We start from the raw sequence: 16108 nt of genomic DNA, 5'->3' as shown, positions 1-16108 counted from the left end.
GAGATCGGAGTATCGGAGATGTTCGAACCACGGCTTTAAAGTAGAACGAGACTCAGCAGCCAGACCACGACGATGCCGGTAATACCCTGGATCAGCGTGGCGGTAGTCTGAGCGCGATAGCCGAGTGAGACCGGCATGCGGCTGAACTGCGTCACCACCCAGAAGAAGCTGTCGTTGGCATGGGAAACGGTCATGGCGCCGGCACCGATTGCCATGACGGCAAGCGCGCGTCCGATCTCGCTGTCGAGCCCCAGCGAGCTCATCATCGGGGCGACTAGCGCCGAGGTGGTGACCAGGGCAACGGTCGACGACCCCTGGGCTGTCTTGAGTGCTGCTGCGACCAAGAACGGCATGAATAGGCCGATGCCCAGTTCGGAGAGCGTGCGGCCGAGATAGTCGCCGAGCGGCGTCGCCTGCAGCACCGCTCCGAAGGCACCTCCGGCGCCGGTGATGAGCAGGATCGGGGCGCAGGCGGTGATACCCTCGCCGGCGCGCTCCTTCAATTCGGTGAGGCGCTGTCCGGAGGTCAGCAGACGGGTGGCGACGAGCAGGCCGGCAGCCAGGGCGATCAACGGATCGCCGAGAAACTCGAGCAGCGCCTGCAGCCATCCGCTGCCCAATGGCGCGGCGGGCAGGCTGGCGATCGAACCCAGGCAGATCAGGGCAATCGGCAGCAGAATCGGCATGAAGGCTTGCCAGGCGCCCGGCAGCTCGCCGTGCTCTCGACGGAAGGCGGCAAACGGGTCTGCATCGGCGGTGTCTCCGGGCATGTCGCTGGCATCGGTCAGCAAGCCTGCATCTGCATCGTGAAGTCGACGAAAGCGGTTGGCCCAGAGCAGACCGGCCAGCGCCGTGATCAGGCCGACGCCGATACCGATCACGATGACCAGCCCCAGGTTGTGCGAAAGCCCCAGGTTGCCGGCAGCGGCAATAGGGCCGGGCGTGGGTGGAACGAAGGTGTGGGTCGCGTAGAGGCCGGTGGCGAGCGCCACGGTCATGGCCGTCACCGAGACCTTGAGTCTGGTGGCCATGGCGTTCTTCAGCGAGTTGAGGATGACGTAACCGGAGTCGCAGAAGACGGGAATCGAGACGAGATAACCGATCAGCGTCATGGTCAGCGTGGGAAAGCGTTCACCGAGCAGGCGGACGATGGTCTCTGCCATGGTCAGCGCGGCCCCGCTGCGTTCGAGGATCACGCCAATGATGGTGCCGAAGGCGATCACCAGGCCGATCCCGCCGAGAATCTTGCCAAAGCCGCTGCCGATGGTATCGACGATATCGCTGCCCGGCAGTCCGTAGGCGAAGCCACCGATGACCGCGGCGCCGAGCAGCGCGAGGAACGGATGAAGCTGCCATCGCGTTGTCATGAGCACGATGAAAACGATCAACAACGCCAGAATGGCGAGATAGAGCATGGCGGATCTTCCCGAAACCGATGGATGAGGGGTGCCGATAGTTTACTGGGTGGTGGTGCCGGCGTCTGCCGGGACAACCTGCAGCCCGATGGCAAGTCATTGAACAGCGGCCAGAGCGGTTCTCGGCGTCCTGGCTGCCACCGCTAACGAAGCATGGTAACGGGGCCCGGGTGCTGGCATGCTGAACGCCCATTCGGTGACGCATCGTGGTACGAGCGAGGCTTTCTTCATGATCCGAGACGAGAAGCGGGACATGGGCGCCAATCGGGTCTGGAGCCCAGGGGCAGCCGTGATGAAGACGTTCGGCATCGTCGCCGCGCTCCTGGCGTCGCTGGTTCTCGGCGGCTGCCAGTCGATCTCCGCGCCGGGGCCGGTCGATCCTGCCGGCGGTAACGCGCTGCCTGCGGCTTGCCGTTGGCCGGCAACGGGCGAGACGCTCGATCGCCTGCGCGCAACGCGTGACGCGCTGGAGAGTCAGGGCTACGCGATTCTCGATACCGATGCCAAACTCGGGCTCGTCAGCGCAGAGCGCAAGACGGCGCAGCCCGGCCTGGGCGCGGTGGATCGCCCATTCGGACGCAGCGGTTTCTGGGGCGGGTTCGGCCTTGGCGGCCATCATGGCTATTCGCTCGGCGTGATCCAGGGCTTCGGCGGGGGCTACAACACCGATCCGATCCAGATAGAACGTGTCTCCGTGGTCACGCCGGACGCGACGACGCTGGTCGATCGGGATTCCGTCGTGGTCGACTACAACGGGTATCTGATCGATGCCCGTTCCTGGAACCAACCCTCTTTTTGTCAGCAGCTCAAGCAGGGGATCGAATCGCGACTGAATCCGAGCCAGGGCGCCGGCGGAGGGCTCACACCATGAGCATGACCGATCGTTTCTGCCGTCTGGGCAAATGCCTGAAGAGGCTGGTGCGTTCGCCTGTGGCCACTGCGGGTCTTCTGTTGTCGCTGACGCTGACCGGCTGTGCGGTGGTACCGCAGGCCGAGCCGCGCAGCATCGCCGTCGAGGCCAACGCCGAGCAGACGCTCAAGGCGACGCTTTCCATGCTGGCCGAACGCGGCTTCGTCATCCGCCATGGCGATGGCGATCTCGGCCAGATCGACGCCGTGCTTGCGTCCCGCTCCGGTTATGAGATCCACGCCGAAGTGACCAGCGGCGGCCCACGGCCGGTGGGTGTGATCCAGCCCGGCTCGACCTATCTGACCCTGAGCGGTCGTCGCGGCGGACAACCGCTCGGCGCCGAGTCTCTCGACCCGCTGTTCATCGATGTCCAGCAACGTTTGAGCACCCTGCCTTGATGCCTGCTTTCGCCTCTTTTATGGACGTCTTCATGGATTTCGCGCTGTCTTCACGACGACGGCTTGCCGGGCGTCTGCTGCCGGTACTGCCCGTCTTGCTGATGCTAGGCCTGCCGAGCGCGGCGCTGGCGCACCCCCACGGCTGGGTCGATGTCAGCGTGGAAGGGATATTTGACGATCGGGGCGAGCTGACCGCGCTGCGTCAGCGCTGGCGCATGGACCCGTTCTACAGTCAGGTGGTGATGGAGGATATGGCGAGCGTCAAGGATGGTTCCACCATGGCGCAGCGTCTCGACGCTCTGGGTGTCGAGATTCGTGACAACCTTGCCAAGGAGAACAACCTCACCCACATCACCCTCGACGGACAGCCGGTGGCTCAGGGCAAAGTCACCGACACCAATACCGAATATCGTGACGAGCGCCTGGTGTTCAGCTTCGTGCTGCCGCTCGCGCACGCCCAGCCGATGGCCGGTCATACCTTGCGCTACCGGGTCTATGACGCGACTTATTACATCGAGATGCTGCATGAGGCCAACGCCGACGGCTCGCAGCCGCTGCCGGATGCGCTGACGATGGCGGACGCACCGGCCGGCTGCACCACCGACATCGTCAAGGCCAAGCCCGATCCGGAAAAAGTGATGGAAGCTTCGATGATCGACGCGACCCAGCAGACCGAGCCCAATATCGGCCGATTTTTCGCCGAGACGGGAGAGATCACGTGTTCCGGGTGATAGCCAGGCCTGCTTTCTGGGTACCGCTGGCCGCCGTCGTCGCGCTGGCAGCCCTGGTCTATCGACTGGGCTGGTGGCAGCAGTTTTCCGTTCAGGTCGTGCTGTGGCAGGGGAAGCTCTACCGGGAGCTGGTCGAGGCGATGACCGCGCTGCACCAAGCGCCGACCTTGACCACCTGGGGTGTCCTGCTGGGCGTCAGTTTCGGCTACGGCGTTTTTCATGCCGCCGGGCCGGGACACGGCAAGGTGGTATTGAGCACCTATCTGGCCTCTCAGGGCGGCGCCTGGCGACGCGCTCTGGGGCTGTCCGTGCTGGCCTCTCTGCTCCAGGGCGTGATGGCGATCGCGATCATCAGCGTGCTCGTCTTCGGCCTCGGCTGGCTGACGCGACAGGCGATGGGCAGTATCGACCAGGCCGAGCTGGTCAGTTTTGTCGTCGTCTCGTTGGTGGGGCTCTGGCTCTGCGTACGATCGCTGAGGCGCCTTTACGTACTCGAGCGTCTGCCGCAGGCAAGCTCGGCATCTACCGAAGGGCAGGGCAGTGCGGCGGTGCCATTCACGGCCAACGCCGGCTCGACGCTGACCCCGATGGCTCGCTCGACAGCGGCCGCATCGATCTCTTTTTCGCCGTCTCCCGTCCGCCCGCTCGCACCGAGTCGCGCCGAAACGCCTCACCATGCCCATGGGACGGGCTGCGGCTGCGGGCACGATCACCACATCGATCCGCACACCGCGAGCGACTGGCGCGTGGCACTGATCACGGTGCTGTCGATCGGCATCCGGCCTTGCAGCGGTGCCGTGCTGCTGCTCGGCGCCGCCGCGCTGCTCGATCAGTTCGGCAAGGGTGTGGTCGCGGTACTGGCGATGTCGCTGGGCACGTCGCTGACCGTCTCGTCGCTCGCGCTGTTGAGCGTGTTCGCACGGGATTGGGTCAAGCGCCACCTCAAACCGGCCAAGCGGCCACATGTATGGCAGGGGTGGATCGGGCTGCTGGGCGGCACGCTGATTCTCGCATTCGGATTGTCATTGACGGCCGCTCAGTGGCAGCAAGGCGGCAGCAGTGCACCGCCGATGCTGGGCACACCACCCAGCCCGTCCGCTAAAAGCGGGGGCCTCGGGCCGCTGGGTGGATAGCGTGTGCTGGGTGGCTAGCGCGGCGGGTTCGGGCCGCGGAATGAAGCGCGCGCCGTAATCGAGTCGCCGAGTGTGAGCTGACGGGCTCGATGATGGGAGTGATACGCGGCTTCAGAGCTGCAGCGCGGCCACGAGTGCGGCGATCTCGTCGCGGCGTTCGGACAAGCCCTTTTCCGTATAGCGTTCGGCCTCGCCCTGGCCCCATACCGGCCCCGGCCAGGCAGCGTCGCCAGCGAAGCGTACGATGACGTGCAGATGAAACTGCGCTACCAGGTTGCCCAGACTCGCGATGTTCAGCTTGTCGCCCTCGAAATGCTGCATCATGGCCTCACCCAGACGCGAAGCTTCGCGCCAGAGCGTTGCCTGATCGTCCGTCGAAAGATCGTAGATTTCGACGGTGTCGGCGCATCGTGGAATCAGAATGGCCCAGGGATAGCGCGCATCGCGGCTCAGTCGCACCTGACACAGCGGCAGGTCAGCGATATGCAGGCTGTCCTGCGCCAGGCGGGCATCGAGAGTGAAGGTCGACATGGGATCTCCTGAGCGGGTCGGAAAGCGCTACTGTAAGGTTCGCAGGCGCTTTGCGTCGAGCGAGGCATTTTTGCCACGCTCTGCTATGTTGATGAAAGGCCAATAATAATGGCCGCGGCAAACTCGAGTTGCCGATTCCCTAACGTTAAGGAGAACGACGCCATGAAACGTCTGATTGCACTCTCTCTGCTCGCGCTGCTGGGTGCCGGTATCCTGACGGGCTGCAACACCGTCGACGGCGCAGGTCAGGATATCGAAGACGGTGGCGAAGCCGTGCAGGACGCCGCCAGCTGATCTCGAGTGCCCGGTCCACCCGGATCGGGCATCCCTGGACTCCCGCTTTTTCCTGCCTCTTTCTCTCGTTTGCTTCCCGCTGTCTCTCGACCATCACCAGTGCCGTCGCGGCCAATCCCCGCGTCTGGTGGGGGCCAAGCGTTGCCACGTTGCTGATCGACCTCTGCTGATCGAGATCATGACCGTGCTATCGTGACTTTCCCCCTGAAGGCAGGAGCGACACGGTGCCCGAGCCCTCCCAACAGAAGCGCCACGATTCGATCGACGCCGTCTCTTTCGACGATGCCAGTTCCCGAGGTCTGAACGACCTGCCCGGGCCTGTGGAGAGCCCGATCTCGCTGGTCTTCAACGATACGGCCTATGCCACTCTGCTGGCGACGCCGGACCAGCTCGATTATCTCGCGATTGGCTTCGCCCACAGCGAAGGGCTGATCGACCGACGCGAAGAGGTCGAGGCGATCCAGGTCGAACGCAGTCGCCACGGGTTCCGGGTGCGCCTCGAGGTGTCTGCGCGCATCGCGCGTCGAGCTGCGGGCCAATCGCGCGCGACATTGTCCACCAGCGGCTGCGGCGCCTGCGGCGTGCAGGAAGAGTCGCAGCTGCTGTTTGGCCTGACGCGTCTGCCGTCTGTCGCGCTGCCGTCACCCGTCGTGCTGGCAAGTGGATTGCGAGCGCTCGATGACGAAGCGGCGGCGGGCATGCATCTGGCGCTGAGCCTCGATGTGCAGGGCCAGGTCATGGCGGTCGGTCGGGATATCGGACGCCACAACGCGTTAGACAAGGTCATTGGTCAACATCTGGCGCGCAGCGAGATGCCGTCCCTGATTTTGACCTCCAGCCGTTGCAGCCTGGAACTCGTGCAGAAAAGCGTGCGCGCTGGCGTCCCGGCGCTGGCGACGCTCTCCTATCCATCGCGACTGGCCGTCGAGGTCGCGCGGAGCTGCAATCTGACGCTGATCAACTGTCACCGTGGTCGACGCCTGGAGCTGCTCAGCCGCGGCGACGCTTGAGCGTTCGCTGGAACGGTGGAATTGCGCCTGTACAGATAGGTTATCCAACGAATTGTTGATCACGCGAATAGTTAACTGGCGTGGTAAACTGCGACAACCTGACGCAGTCGGGTAACCTTTTCTCACATATCGACCGCCCAAGAGGCTCCCATGTCTTTCAATTCACCTCAGGAAACCGCGCTTCAAGCGGTCTCGGCCGGCTTCAAGAAAACCCAGATCCCGTTGATCCCGCTGCTGGTGCTCGGATTTCTGGCCGGGGCCTTCATCGCCATCGGCTTTCTGCTCGACATTCGAGTGACCGGCACCATGCCGGCCGAGTGGGGCGGCCTGCGTACCTTCATTGGCGCCTCGGTGTTCCCGATCGGGCTGGTGCTGACGCTGATCGCCGGCGGCGAGCTCCTGACCGGGAACATGATGACCCTGCCCATGGCGCTATTTTCGCGTCAGATCGGGGTTGCCGCTCTCGTGCGCAACTGGGTGTTGATCACCGTCGCCAACTTCGTCGGTAGCGTGGCGGTCGCGTATTTCTTCGGACACTATCTCGGCCTGACCGAAGGGGATTTTCTGGCCACGACGGTCTCGGTCGCTCAGCACAAGGTCGCTGCCGACTTCGGTCACGCGTTCGTCTCCGCGATCGGCTGCAACTGGCTCGTCTGTCTGGCTGTATGGCTTGGTTACGCGAGCAAGGACGTGGCCGGCAAGATCTTCGGTATCTGGTTTCCGGTCATGGCGTTCGTGGCGATCGGTTTTCAGCACGTCGTCGCCAACATGTTCGTGGTTCCCGCCGCGATTTTCGCCGGTGCAGTGACCTGGGGTGAATACCTGCCCAATTTCATTGCCGTGTTCCTGGGCAATGCCGTCGGCGGCGCGCTGTTCGTCGGTCTCGCTTATCATCTCGCCTATCGCCCGGCGGCGGCGACAGCCGCTGTCGCACAGGCGAAGGCTTCCCAAGGAGAGGCCAGCGTTGCCGCCAGCGAGTCGCGCGCTGCCGAAACGGCCTGAGTCGACAGGTGCCAGAATCACCGGGACCTGATTCACCCGGCTTGATTCACGGTGCTATTTGATCGATTTTTTATTGATGACGACGGCCGGATCGGTGCTCAGATCAGCGATCCGGCCGTCGTGACTTCATTATTCGGGAGAAGTAGAGCCATGTCCCAGTCCAGCCAAGAACCGCAGGCGATCACGCCGAGCGCTGAGCACGACCCCAAGGTGTTCGAGTATCACAACCCCGCCGGTGGCTGGGGGGCGCTGATGTCCGTAGGCAAGCACCTGTTGCACAGTCGCTCGCCGGCGCTCAACGCGCGCTCCCTGTTCAAGCTCAACCAGCCGGATGGTTTCGACTGCCCGGGCTGCGCCTGGGGCGACCCGGAACATGGCTCTTCATTCGAATTCTGCGAAAACGGCGTCAAGGCGGTGACGTGGGAAGCGACGGCCAAACGCGTGACGCGGGACTTCTTCGCCAGGCACAGCGTCAGCGAACTCAAGACCTGGGACGACTATCGCCTCGAGGATCAGGGGCGGCTGGTCGAACCGATGCGCTACAACGCCGAGACCGATCACTACGAACCGATCGCCTGGGAAGCCGCGCTGGACCTGATCGCCGCCGAGCTCAAGGCGCTGCCGACGCCGGACGACGGCATCTTCTATACCTCCGGCAAGGCGGGCAACGAGTCCGCCTACGTCTTCCAGCTGCTGGCGCGACTCTACGGCACCAACAACCTGCCCGACTGCTCCAACATGTGCCACGAGGCCAGCGGCGTCGCGCTCAACGCAGCGCTTGGCATCGGCAAGGGCAGTGCGCGGCTCGAGGATTTCGAGAAGGCGGAAGCGATTTTCGTTTTCGGCCAGAACCCGGGCACCAACCACCCACGAATGCTCGGCGTGCTGCGTGAGGCGGCGGAGCGCGGGGCCAACATCGTCACGTTCAATACGCTCAAGGAGCGCGGTCTGGAGAAGTTCGCCGATCCGCAGAAGCCCTTCGAGATGTTGCACAACGGCAGCCACCGCATCAGCTCGCATTACTTCCGGCCCAAACTTGGTGGCGACATGGCCGTGGTGCGTGGCATGGCGAAGGCGCTGTTCGAGCGTGACGCCGCCGGCGAGGACGTGCTCGACCACGCCTTCATGGCCGAGCACACGGTGCATCTGGACGCCTATCGTGCACGCGTCGAGGCGACCGAATGGGCGTCGCTCGAGGCGCAGTCGGGGTTATCGAAACGCGAGATGGAGGAAGCGGCCGAGCTCTACGCCCGCTCCAAGGCGAGCATCGCCTGCTGGGCGATGGGGATTACCCAGCACAAGCACTCGGTGGCGACGATTCGCGAGATCGTCAACCTGTTGATGCTGCGCGGCAACCTGGGCAAGCCCGGTGCCGGCACTTCACCGGTGCGAGGTCACTCCAACGTCCAGGGCGATCGCACCATGGGCATCTTCGAGAAACCCTCGAAGGCGCTCCTCGACGCGCTCGAGAAGAGATACGGCCGGCCGATGCCACGGGAGTTCGGTGTCGACTCCGTCGCCGCGGTCGAAGCGATGCGCGACGCACCGGGCAAGGTCTTCATCGGGCTCGCCGGTAACTTCACGCGTGCCATCTCCGATAGCGTCGTCACAGAGCGGGCGATGGCCAACTGCCGACTGACGGCCTTCATCAGCACCAAGCTCAATCGCAGCCACCTGATTACCGGTGACCAGGCGCTGATCCTGCCATGCCTCGGGCGCAGCGAGATCGACCGTAACGCAGCCGGCAAGTCGCAGCTGATCACGGTCGAGGATTCGATGAGCATGGTTCACGGCTCGGCCGGCATCAACAAGCCGGCGGACAAATCCCTACGCTCCGAGATCAGCATTCTCACCGGCATCGCCGAGCGGCTTTTCGCCGACGATCCGCTGGCGAGCGACTTGGTGGACTGGGCTGCGATGCGCGAGGATTACGACGTGATCCGCGACCATATCGCCGACGTCATCCCCGGCTTCGTCGACTTCAACCAGCGCGTGCGCAAGCCGCGCGGTTTCTGGCTGGTCAACCCGGCGTACGAGCTGCGCTTCCCGACGGCCAGCGGCAAGGCGGAATTTTCCGATACCGAGCTACCCGAGGAAGTGATGCACCAGCGGCTCGCCGCGCGCGACGGCTGGCTGACGCTGCAGACCATGCGCTCGCACGATCAGTACAACACGACTGTCTACGGCTACAATGACCGCTATCGCGGCATCGAGAATGGCCGTCAGGTGATCTTCCTCAACCAGGACGATATCGCCCGGTTGGGCTTCGAGGCCGGGCAGTGGGTGGATCTGATCGGGGAGTCCGAGGACGGCGTGACGCGCCGCGTCGACGGTTTCAAGATCGTCGCCTACGACACGCCTCAGGGCTGTGCGGCGGCCTACTATCCGGAAACCAACCCCCTGATCCCGCTCGATCACAAGGGCGATTTCAGTCATACGCCGGCGTCCAAGTCGATCGCGGTCAAGCTTCAGGCCAGTACGCGACTGGCGTGAGCGCGAGAGGCGTTAATGGAATCCGCCGACCAGCGTGAACTGCAGCGCCAGCTCGAGGCGTTGCAGGCCCGACATCCCGAACTCGACCCGCTGGCAGCCCTGGTGCTGCTGGCGGTTCGCCATGCGGATGCTTCCTACGAAGAAAACGCCGAGCGCAACGGCGTCACCACGGCTGCGCTGTCACGCAGGCTCGGCGTCGAGCATGCCCTGGTGCGTCGCGCCGCTACCGAACTCGAAGCGCTGAACCTCATCGCCACCGCCCCAAACGGCGGCGCCAGCCCGGCGCTGCGGCTGCGCTCGCGCGGTACTCACCCCCCGAACGAGTAGCGCCGCTCCAGGCGTTCGAACAGCAGATCGGTGACGATGGCGAGCAGGCCGACCAGTAGTGCGCCCTGAATCACGTAGGCGAGGTTGTTGCCGACGAGGCCGGCGATCAACGGGGTACCGAGACTCTTGGCGCCGACGGTGGAGCCGATGGTGGCGGTGCCGATATTGATGATCACCGAGACACGGATGCCGGCGATGATCACGCGCATGGCGAGCGGTAGTTCCACGCGCATCAGAATCTGCGTGCGGCTCATGCCGTTGCCGCGGGCGGCTTCCAGCGTTGTCTGCGGCACGGTGCCGAGACCGGCGATGGTGTTCTGGATGACCGGCAGCAGGCCGTAGAGCGACAGGGCGATGATCGTCGGGGCGAAGCCGAAACCGGCCAGCGGCACGGCGATCGCGAGTACGGCGGCGGGGGGAAATGTCTGCCCGATGGCGGCGAGCGAAGAGACCATGGGTTCGAACTCGCGGCCGACCGGGCGCGTCACGAAGAGCCCGGCGGCGATGCCGATGGTCACCGAGATCAGCGACGACACCAGTACCAGCCCGATATGCGCGAGCATCAGGTTGAGAAAGCTGTCTCGCGCGTAGAGCGGGTTGCGTAACTCTGGGAAAAGCGCGTGGAAGAGCGGTTCCAGCGCGCCCATGCCAAGCGTCAGCGCCACCAGCACAATGATCAGACCCCCTAGGACGAGATTGCCGCTCGCGCGGGCGCGCACCTGGGTCAGTCGAGACGCACGATGGGATGAGGCAACCGGCGCGTTCATGAAAGCGCCCCCTCGGGTTCGTCTTGCATGCCCATGACGCCCTGCATGCCGACTTCGCCGATCAACTTGCCGGCATCATCCACCACCGGCAATACCATCACGCGATACCAGACCATGCGCGACAGCGCTTCCTTCATGCTCATCTCCGGCGTGGCGATCCACTCCGGCTTGACGCGGGTGATGGCGTCGGCGTCATCCAGACGCGCGCCAGCGAGCGCGGAAGGACGCCCCTGATCGTCGATCAGCCAGCCGTGCGCGTGCAGCGAGTCGAGCGTTTCGGTCTGCTGCAGTCGAGCCTCGCGCTGATACTGATGCACCCAGCGTCGGGACAGCAGTTTGAGCCCCAGATCAGCCTGGCCGATGAATTCACGCACGAAATCGTCGGCCGGTTCGACCATCAGTTCGATGGGGCGGTCGTACTGCACCAGCCGGCCCTGATTGAGCAGCGCGATGCGGGTGGCGAGCGACAGCGCCTCGTCCATGTCATGGGTCACGAAGACGATGGTCTTGCCGGTCTGCTGGTGTACGCGCTTCATTTCGGCTTGAAGCACTTCGCGGGTCAACGGGTCGACGGCGCCGAAGGGCTCGTCCATCAGCAGCACCTCAGGATCCGCGGCCAGCGCTCTCGCCACGCCGACCCGCTGAGCCTGGCCACCGGATAGCTGATGCGGATACTTGCCGCGAAACTCGGCCGGGTCGAGGTGAAACAGCGCCATCAGCTCGTCGACACGGTCGTCGATGCGCGACTTCGGCCACTTCAACAGCTGCGGTACGGTGGCGATGTTGCGCGCCACGTCCCAGTGGGGAAACAGCCCGGTCGACTGAATCGCGTAGCCGATGCGCCGCCTGAGCTGCTCCACGGGCAGATCGGCCACATCGTCCCCGTTAAGCAGAATTTGACCTCCACTGGCCGGAATCAGCCGGTTGATCATCTTCAGCGTGGTCGACTTGCCGCAGCCCGAGGGGCCGATCAATACGCCGAATTCGCCGTCCTCGAGCGTCAGCGAGATATCGTCGACCACGCTCTTGCCGGCGTAGCGCTTGGTCAGTCCCTTGAGTTCGATCATGGCTGATGGCTCCTTATCGAGTGCCCGCCGGCCGGCTGAGGCTGACCAGAATCTGCAGGATGAAGTCGGCGATGACCGCCATCACGATGGTGGGAATCGCACCGAGCAGCACGAGATCGATCGCATACTGACCGAGGCCCTGAAAGATGAAAGCCCCGAATCCGCCGGCACCGATCAAGGCCGCAACGACGGCCAGGCCGATCGCCTGCACCGTGACGATACGCAGCCCCGAGAGGATCACGGGTAGCGCCAGAGGAACCTCCACGCGCCATAGAATCTGGGTGGGCGTCATGCCCATGCCGCGGGCGGCCTCGAGTGTGCCGGCAGGCACGCCGGCCAGCCCCGCGTAGGTGTTGCGCACGATCGGCAGCAGCGAATAGATCACCAGTGCGATGATCGCCGGCGCCAGCCCGATACCGCCGATACCCAGCTCAGCGAGCCAGGGAACGGCACGCGCGAGGGCGGCCAGTGGCGCAATCAGTAAACCGAAGACGGCGATCGATGGCAGCGTCTGAAATACGTTGAGAACGCTGAAAAGCCCACTGCGCCATGCCTCGCGGCGCCTTGCGAGAAGGCCGAGCGGAAGCCCGACGAGCAGGGCTGGAATCAGCGCGCCAGCGACGAGCACCAGATGCCGGACGAGCTGGTCGAGGAAGTTGGCGCGCTGATTGGCGAACTCGCGCATGATCGAGAGCCCGCTGAGCAGGTCGCTGGCGAGACAGACCGCGACCAGCACCACGGCAACGAGCGCGAACCCCAGACGAGGCACCAGGCCAAGCCGCAGTCGCTGCAGCGCATCGACCGCGACCAGCGCCCCCACGAACAGCAAAACCCAGAAACTGGCGCTCTGGGAGACCCGGGCGGCCGGGGAAGCGTCGCTCAGGGCCCGATGCGCATAGTCACCCAGCGAGATGAGCAATAGCGCGATGAGCGGCAGGCTCGTCAGCAGCGCAACCCGGCATGCAGGGCGCGCCGCCAATGGGCGGCCGGCGGCTGATACCAGCAGAAGCGCGCCCAGCGCCGCCAGCGCGATCCATTGCCAGGGCCGACAAGCCTGCCAGAGCATGACTGCCTGGCCGGAAACCAGCCGATTGGGCGAAAGCGTCGCGAAGGGCAGAAACGCCACGCTCGCCAGGGCGATGATCAGCAGCGTCAGCAGCACGCGATTACCGACGATCGGGCGCGACGAGGTTCGCAGCGCCCGATCGCTGCGGGTATCGACCTTCGACATCACCGGGCGCTAGTCCAGCAGGCCCTGCTGGGTGAGATAGTCATGGGCGACCTGGTCCGCCGGCAGGCCGTCGACCTGGATCTTGCCATTGAGCGTCTGCAGCGTCTCGCGATCGAGCGACTCGAATACCGGGGCCAGCAGATCGGCGATCTCGGGGTGTGCGTCCAGCACGCTCTGGCGTACGACCGGCGCCGGTGCATAGACCATCTGCACGCCCTTCGGATCATCCATGACCTTGAGACCGGCGGCGGCGATGGCGCCGTCGGTGCCGTAGACCATGGCGGCGTTGGTGCCGCTCGTCCCGGCCGCTGCAGCGCGAATCGTGGCGGCCGTATTGCCGCCGGAAAGCACCAGCAGCTGATCTTCGCTGAGCGTGAAGTCATAGGCGCGCTGGAAGCTCGGCAGTGCCGCGTCGCTCTCGACGAACTCGGCGGAGGCCGCGAGCTTGACGTCGCCGCCATCGCTGACCCAATGGCCGAAGTCAGCCATGCTGGCGAGATCATTGTCATCGGCGACGTCCTGGCGCACGGCGATCGCCCAGGTATTGTTCGCCGGTGCCGGCGTCAGCCAGGCAAGGTCGTTGGCCTTGTCGGCTTCGCGGATCTTGGCGTAGCCATCCTCGGCGCTCTTCCATGCCGGGTCGTCGGTGGTATCGGTGAAGAACGCCCCGTTGCCCGTGTACTCGGGGTAGAGGTCGATATCGCCCGAGAGCAAGGCCTGCCGCACGATGTTGGTCGGGCCGAGCTGAAGCTTGCTGTCGACCGGCAGTCCGGCATTCTCGAGCACGTCGACGATCATGTTGCCGAGGAGCGATCCTTCCGTGTCGATCTTCGAGCCGACCCGGATGGGGCTCTGATCGGATTGGGCCAGCGCCTGCCCCGCCCCGGTGGCGAGCGTGACGGCGGTGATCAGACTGGCAATGAGCGAGTGGCGCATGGCGGCTTTCCTTTGCGTTATGTCTTGGCTCGGTCGTATCGACGAGTGAGCGTGACTGCGAACACGGACGCGTTCCCTGTCGAATCAGTCTAGCGGCCGTGGCATGACTCCACCAGCCGGCGCGATGTCGGTTCGACGCTGGCGCTCGTGCCCAACGAGGCGCCGAGCTGCTAGGCTTGGAACGTCAAGATCCACGCATTCGAGGAGAAGCGCATGAAAGGGACAGGAGCGGCATTGATCGTAAGCGGTCTGCTGTTGGCGGGGTGCAGTACGGCGCCCGCACCGGACGAGGCGCCACCGCCGCCGCCGAGCATCAAGAATGCCCCGGAGGACAGCTGCGGCGCCCAGGCAGTCGGCAGCATCACCGGGCAGATTCTCGACGACGAGACCCGCACCTGGATCGAGGATCGTTCGCGCGCCGGCAGCATCCGGGTCATGGAGCCCGGCAAGGGTTACACCATGGATTACCGCGCCGACCGTCTCGACATCAAGGTCGACGACCAGAACCGGATCACCGACATCACCTGCGGTTGATCTCCCCGATAGCGGCCGGCGGCAACCAGGCTATCCAGAAGGCCGGCTCGATGCCGGCCTTCGTCGTTCACGCTGATGCGCGGCCGCGGCGATCAGCGTGCTTTTCAAACCGCTTTCAAACGCTGAATCAGGCGTTTCCTGAAACGGTTCCAGTGCAAAGGAGTGCGACATGCTGCGTGCGGAAGTGATCGACGAAGGGACCTTGACCTGCTTCGAACCCGGGTTGACCTATGACGACGGCTCGCCGGTCAACGTCGAGGTGTCGGCGGCGGTGTTCGACGGCGAGCGCCTGATATTGGCCAGTGACAAACCGATTCCGGGCGAATCGCGCTCCGCGGCGTTCGCGGTGGCGCTCGAAAACGGCAAGCCGGTTCCGGAGAGTCTGACATTCCTGACGGCAGCGGCCATCAAGCGTGCGATCAAGTACGAGGATTTCGCCTTGACCGCCGATGGCAGCCATATTCTGGCGACGACCGGTTTCGATCGCATCGATGGCGAGAGTCACGATCTCAATGCCTACAATCATCTGCTGATCTGGCCGATCGGCGAACCCGATCGGGTTCAGGTGGTCGATCCCGACCCGCGGGATGGCGTCGAGGGCTCGCTGGAACTCCGGCGCAAGCTCGACGAGGCGATCGGTCTGCCCTACTACAAGATCGAAGGCCTGGCGGCCGTGCCGTCGCAGCCGGATCTGGCGACGCCGAGCGATGGTCTGCTGCTGTTCGGCGTGCGCGAGCAGGGCCAGGATCATGAGAATTTCGAGTATGTCTGCCGCGTCGTCGGCGCTCACTACCGCGTTACCGACAGCGGCAATCTGACCTTCGTCGACAAGCTCGAGGAGCGCTACCGGTTTTCACCGGGTAATTACGACGGCGTGCGGCACGTCTGCGGTCTCTCGAGTTTGGAGTACGACCCGTTCAATGAACGCCTCTATCTGATGGCGAGCTTCGAGGTCGACACCAATCACGGTGAGCAGATCGGCGGCTATCTCTGGTCGATGCCGCTCGCCGACTTTCATGCGGATCAGGTGCCATCGATTGTCGAAAACGCTCACGGCGATGCGCTGGAGTTCGAGCATAAGGCCGAAGGCCTGGCGGTCCTCGACGCGACGCGGGTCTTCGTCGCCTATGACAACGACCGCGACATGTCGCTCGGGTCGATCGATGAGCGCGACCGACGCGACGCCTGCGAGGCGCCTTATACGCTGATGCGCCTCACGCCCAGGCCCTGATGCGTCCAGGACGCCGGACCCCGCGTAGTCGCCTATGAGCGGGGCTCGATGGTCGAGCTTGCCGCCATTCCTTTTTCGACCACGCAAGGAGGCAGGCG

At 64.5% G+C, this 16108-nt stretch carries 17 protein-coding genes; 11 read left to right on the top strand and 6 right to left on the bottom strand.

Going from position 1 to position 16108, the window contains the following annotated elements:
- Positions 1-35: 35 nt before the first annotated feature.
- Positions 36-1415, bottom strand: coding sequence for a GntP family permease (locus IE125_RS17370; RefSeq protein ID WP_189445943.1), 1380 nt, complete (start codon positions 1413-1415; stop codon positions 36-38).
- Positions 1416-1593: 178 nt separating this feature from the next.
- On the opposite strand from IE125_RS17370, the gene IE125_RS17365 reads away from it, so the two are divergent.
- The 4 genes from IE125_RS17365 to IE125_RS17350 are packed head-to-tail and all read left to right on the top strand — an operon-like array spanning position 1594 to position 4587.
- A complete protein-coding gene (locus IE125_RS17365) occupies positions 1594-2286 on the top strand; it encodes a hypothetical protein (RefSeq protein ID WP_189445942.1) in 693 nt (230 codons plus the stop codon).
- The gene (locus IE125_RS17360) at positions 2283-2723 is read left to right on the top strand and encodes a hypothetical protein (RefSeq protein WP_189445941.1); all 441 of its coding nucleotides are present in this window, start codon (positions 2283-2285) and stop codon (positions 2721-2723) included. The genes IE125_RS17365 and IE125_RS17360 overlap by 4 nt, the downstream gene beginning before the upstream one ends.
- A 32-nt stretch (positions 2724-2755) precedes the next feature.
- Positions 2756-3454 carry a DUF1007 family protein gene (locus IE125_RS17355; protein WP_229809185.1) on the top strand — a complete coding sequence of 233 codons (699 nt, stop codon included), beginning with the start codon at positions 2756-2758 and terminating at the stop codon, positions 3452-3454.
- The gene (locus tag IE125_RS17350; protein WP_189445940.1) at positions 3442-4587 is read left to right on the top strand and encodes a nickel/cobalt transporter; all 1146 of its coding nucleotides are present in this window, start codon (positions 3442-3444) and stop codon (positions 4585-4587) included. Before IE125_RS17355 ends, IE125_RS17350 begins: the two co-directional genes overlap by 13 nt.
- A gap of 111 nt (positions 4588-4698) precedes the next feature.
- Here the strand turns inward: IE125_RS17350 and IE125_RS17345 are convergent, their stop codons facing one another.
- A complete protein-coding gene (locus IE125_RS17345) occupies positions 4699-5118 on the bottom strand; it encodes an HIT domain-containing protein (protein WP_189445939.1) in 420 nt (139 codons plus the stop codon).
- 162 nt (positions 5119-5280) lie between these two features.
- On the opposite strand from IE125_RS17345, the gene IE125_RS17340 reads away from it, so the two are divergent.
- From IE125_RS17340 to IE125_RS17320, 5 genes are all read left to right on the top strand, one after another.
- Entirely contained in the window at positions 5281-5412 is a 132-nt protein-coding gene (locus IE125_RS17340; RefSeq protein ID WP_189445938.1) for an entericidin A/B family lipoprotein, read from the top strand.
- A gap of 224 nt (positions 5413-5636) precedes the next feature.
- Positions 5637-6422, top strand: a complete 786-nt coding sequence (gene fdhD, locus IE125_RS17335; RefSeq protein WP_189445937.1) for a formate dehydrogenase accessory sulfurtransferase FdhD — start codon at positions 5637-5639, stop codon at positions 6420-6422.
- A 150-nt stretch (positions 6423-6572) separates the two neighbouring features.
- Complete coding sequence (locus IE125_RS17330; protein WP_189445936.1) at positions 6573-7424, top strand: formate/nitrite transporter family protein; 852 nt, start codon at positions 6573-6575, stop codon at positions 7422-7424.
- Between the two features lie 150 nt (positions 7425-7574).
- Entirely contained in the window at positions 7575-9917 is a 2343-nt protein-coding gene (locus tag IE125_RS17325) for an FdhF/YdeP family oxidoreductase (protein ID WP_189445935.1), read from the top strand.
- A 15-nt stretch (positions 9918-9932) separates the two neighbouring features.
- Positions 9933-10244, top strand: coding sequence for a MarR family transcriptional regulator (locus IE125_RS17320; RefSeq protein WP_189445934.1), 312 nt, complete (start codon positions 9933-9935; stop codon positions 10242-10244).
- On the opposite strand, the gene IE125_RS17315 is transcribed toward IE125_RS17320, so the two are convergent.
- The 4 genes from IE125_RS17315 to osmF are packed head-to-tail and all read right to left on the bottom strand — an operon-like array spanning position 10226 to position 14245.
- Positions 10226-11011: an ABC transporter permease gene (locus tag IE125_RS17315; RefSeq protein ID WP_229809184.1), complete on the bottom strand. Its 786-nt coding sequence runs from the start codon at positions 11009-11011 to the stop codon at positions 10226-10228. The two genes, IE125_RS17320 and IE125_RS17315, sit on opposite strands and share 19 nt — an antisense overlap.
- Positions 11008-12078, bottom strand: a complete 1071-nt coding sequence (locus tag IE125_RS17310) for an ABC transporter ATP-binding protein (RefSeq protein WP_189445933.1) — start codon at positions 12076-12078, stop codon at positions 11008-11010. The genes IE125_RS17315 and IE125_RS17310 overlap by 4 nt, the downstream gene beginning before the upstream one ends.
- A 13-nt stretch (positions 12079-12091) precedes the next feature.
- Positions 12092-13309 (bottom strand): ABC transporter permease, encoded by a 1218-nt coding sequence (locus IE125_RS17305; RefSeq protein WP_189445932.1) that lies wholly within the window; start codon positions 13307-13309, stop codon positions 12092-12094.
- Between the two features lie 9 nt (positions 13310-13318).
- The gene (gene osmF, locus IE125_RS17300) at positions 13319-14245 is read right to left on the bottom strand and encodes a glycine betaine ABC transporter substrate-binding protein OsmF (protein ID WP_189445931.1); all 927 of its coding nucleotides are present in this window, start codon (positions 14243-14245) and stop codon (positions 13319-13321) included.
- A gap of 213 nt (positions 14246-14458) precedes the next feature.
- Here osmF and IE125_RS17295 point away from each other — a divergent pair, with 213 nt between their 5' ends.
- Together IE125_RS17295 and IE125_RS17290 are read left to right on the top strand one after the other, a co-directional pair.
- Positions 14459-14779: an I78 family peptidase inhibitor gene (locus tag IE125_RS17295; RefSeq protein WP_189445930.1), complete on the top strand. Its 321-nt coding sequence runs from the start codon at positions 14459-14461 to the stop codon at positions 14777-14779.
- 169 nt (positions 14780-14948) lie between these two features.
- Positions 14949-16010, top strand: coding sequence for a hypothetical protein (locus IE125_RS17290; RefSeq protein ID WP_189445929.1), 1062 nt, complete (start codon positions 14949-14951; stop codon positions 16008-16010).
- Positions 16011-16108: the final 98 nt, after the last annotated feature.

Origin of the sequence: Salinicola rhizosphaerae (assembly GCF_014652715.1) — a bacterium.
In the GTDB taxonomy this organism is placed as follows: Bacteria; Pseudomonadota; Gammaproteobacteria; order Pseudomonadales; family Halomonadaceae; genus Salinicola; species Salinicola rhizosphaerae.
Note: the sequence above shows the minus strand (reverse complement) of the source record. Positions and strands in the feature narration are given on the sequence as shown.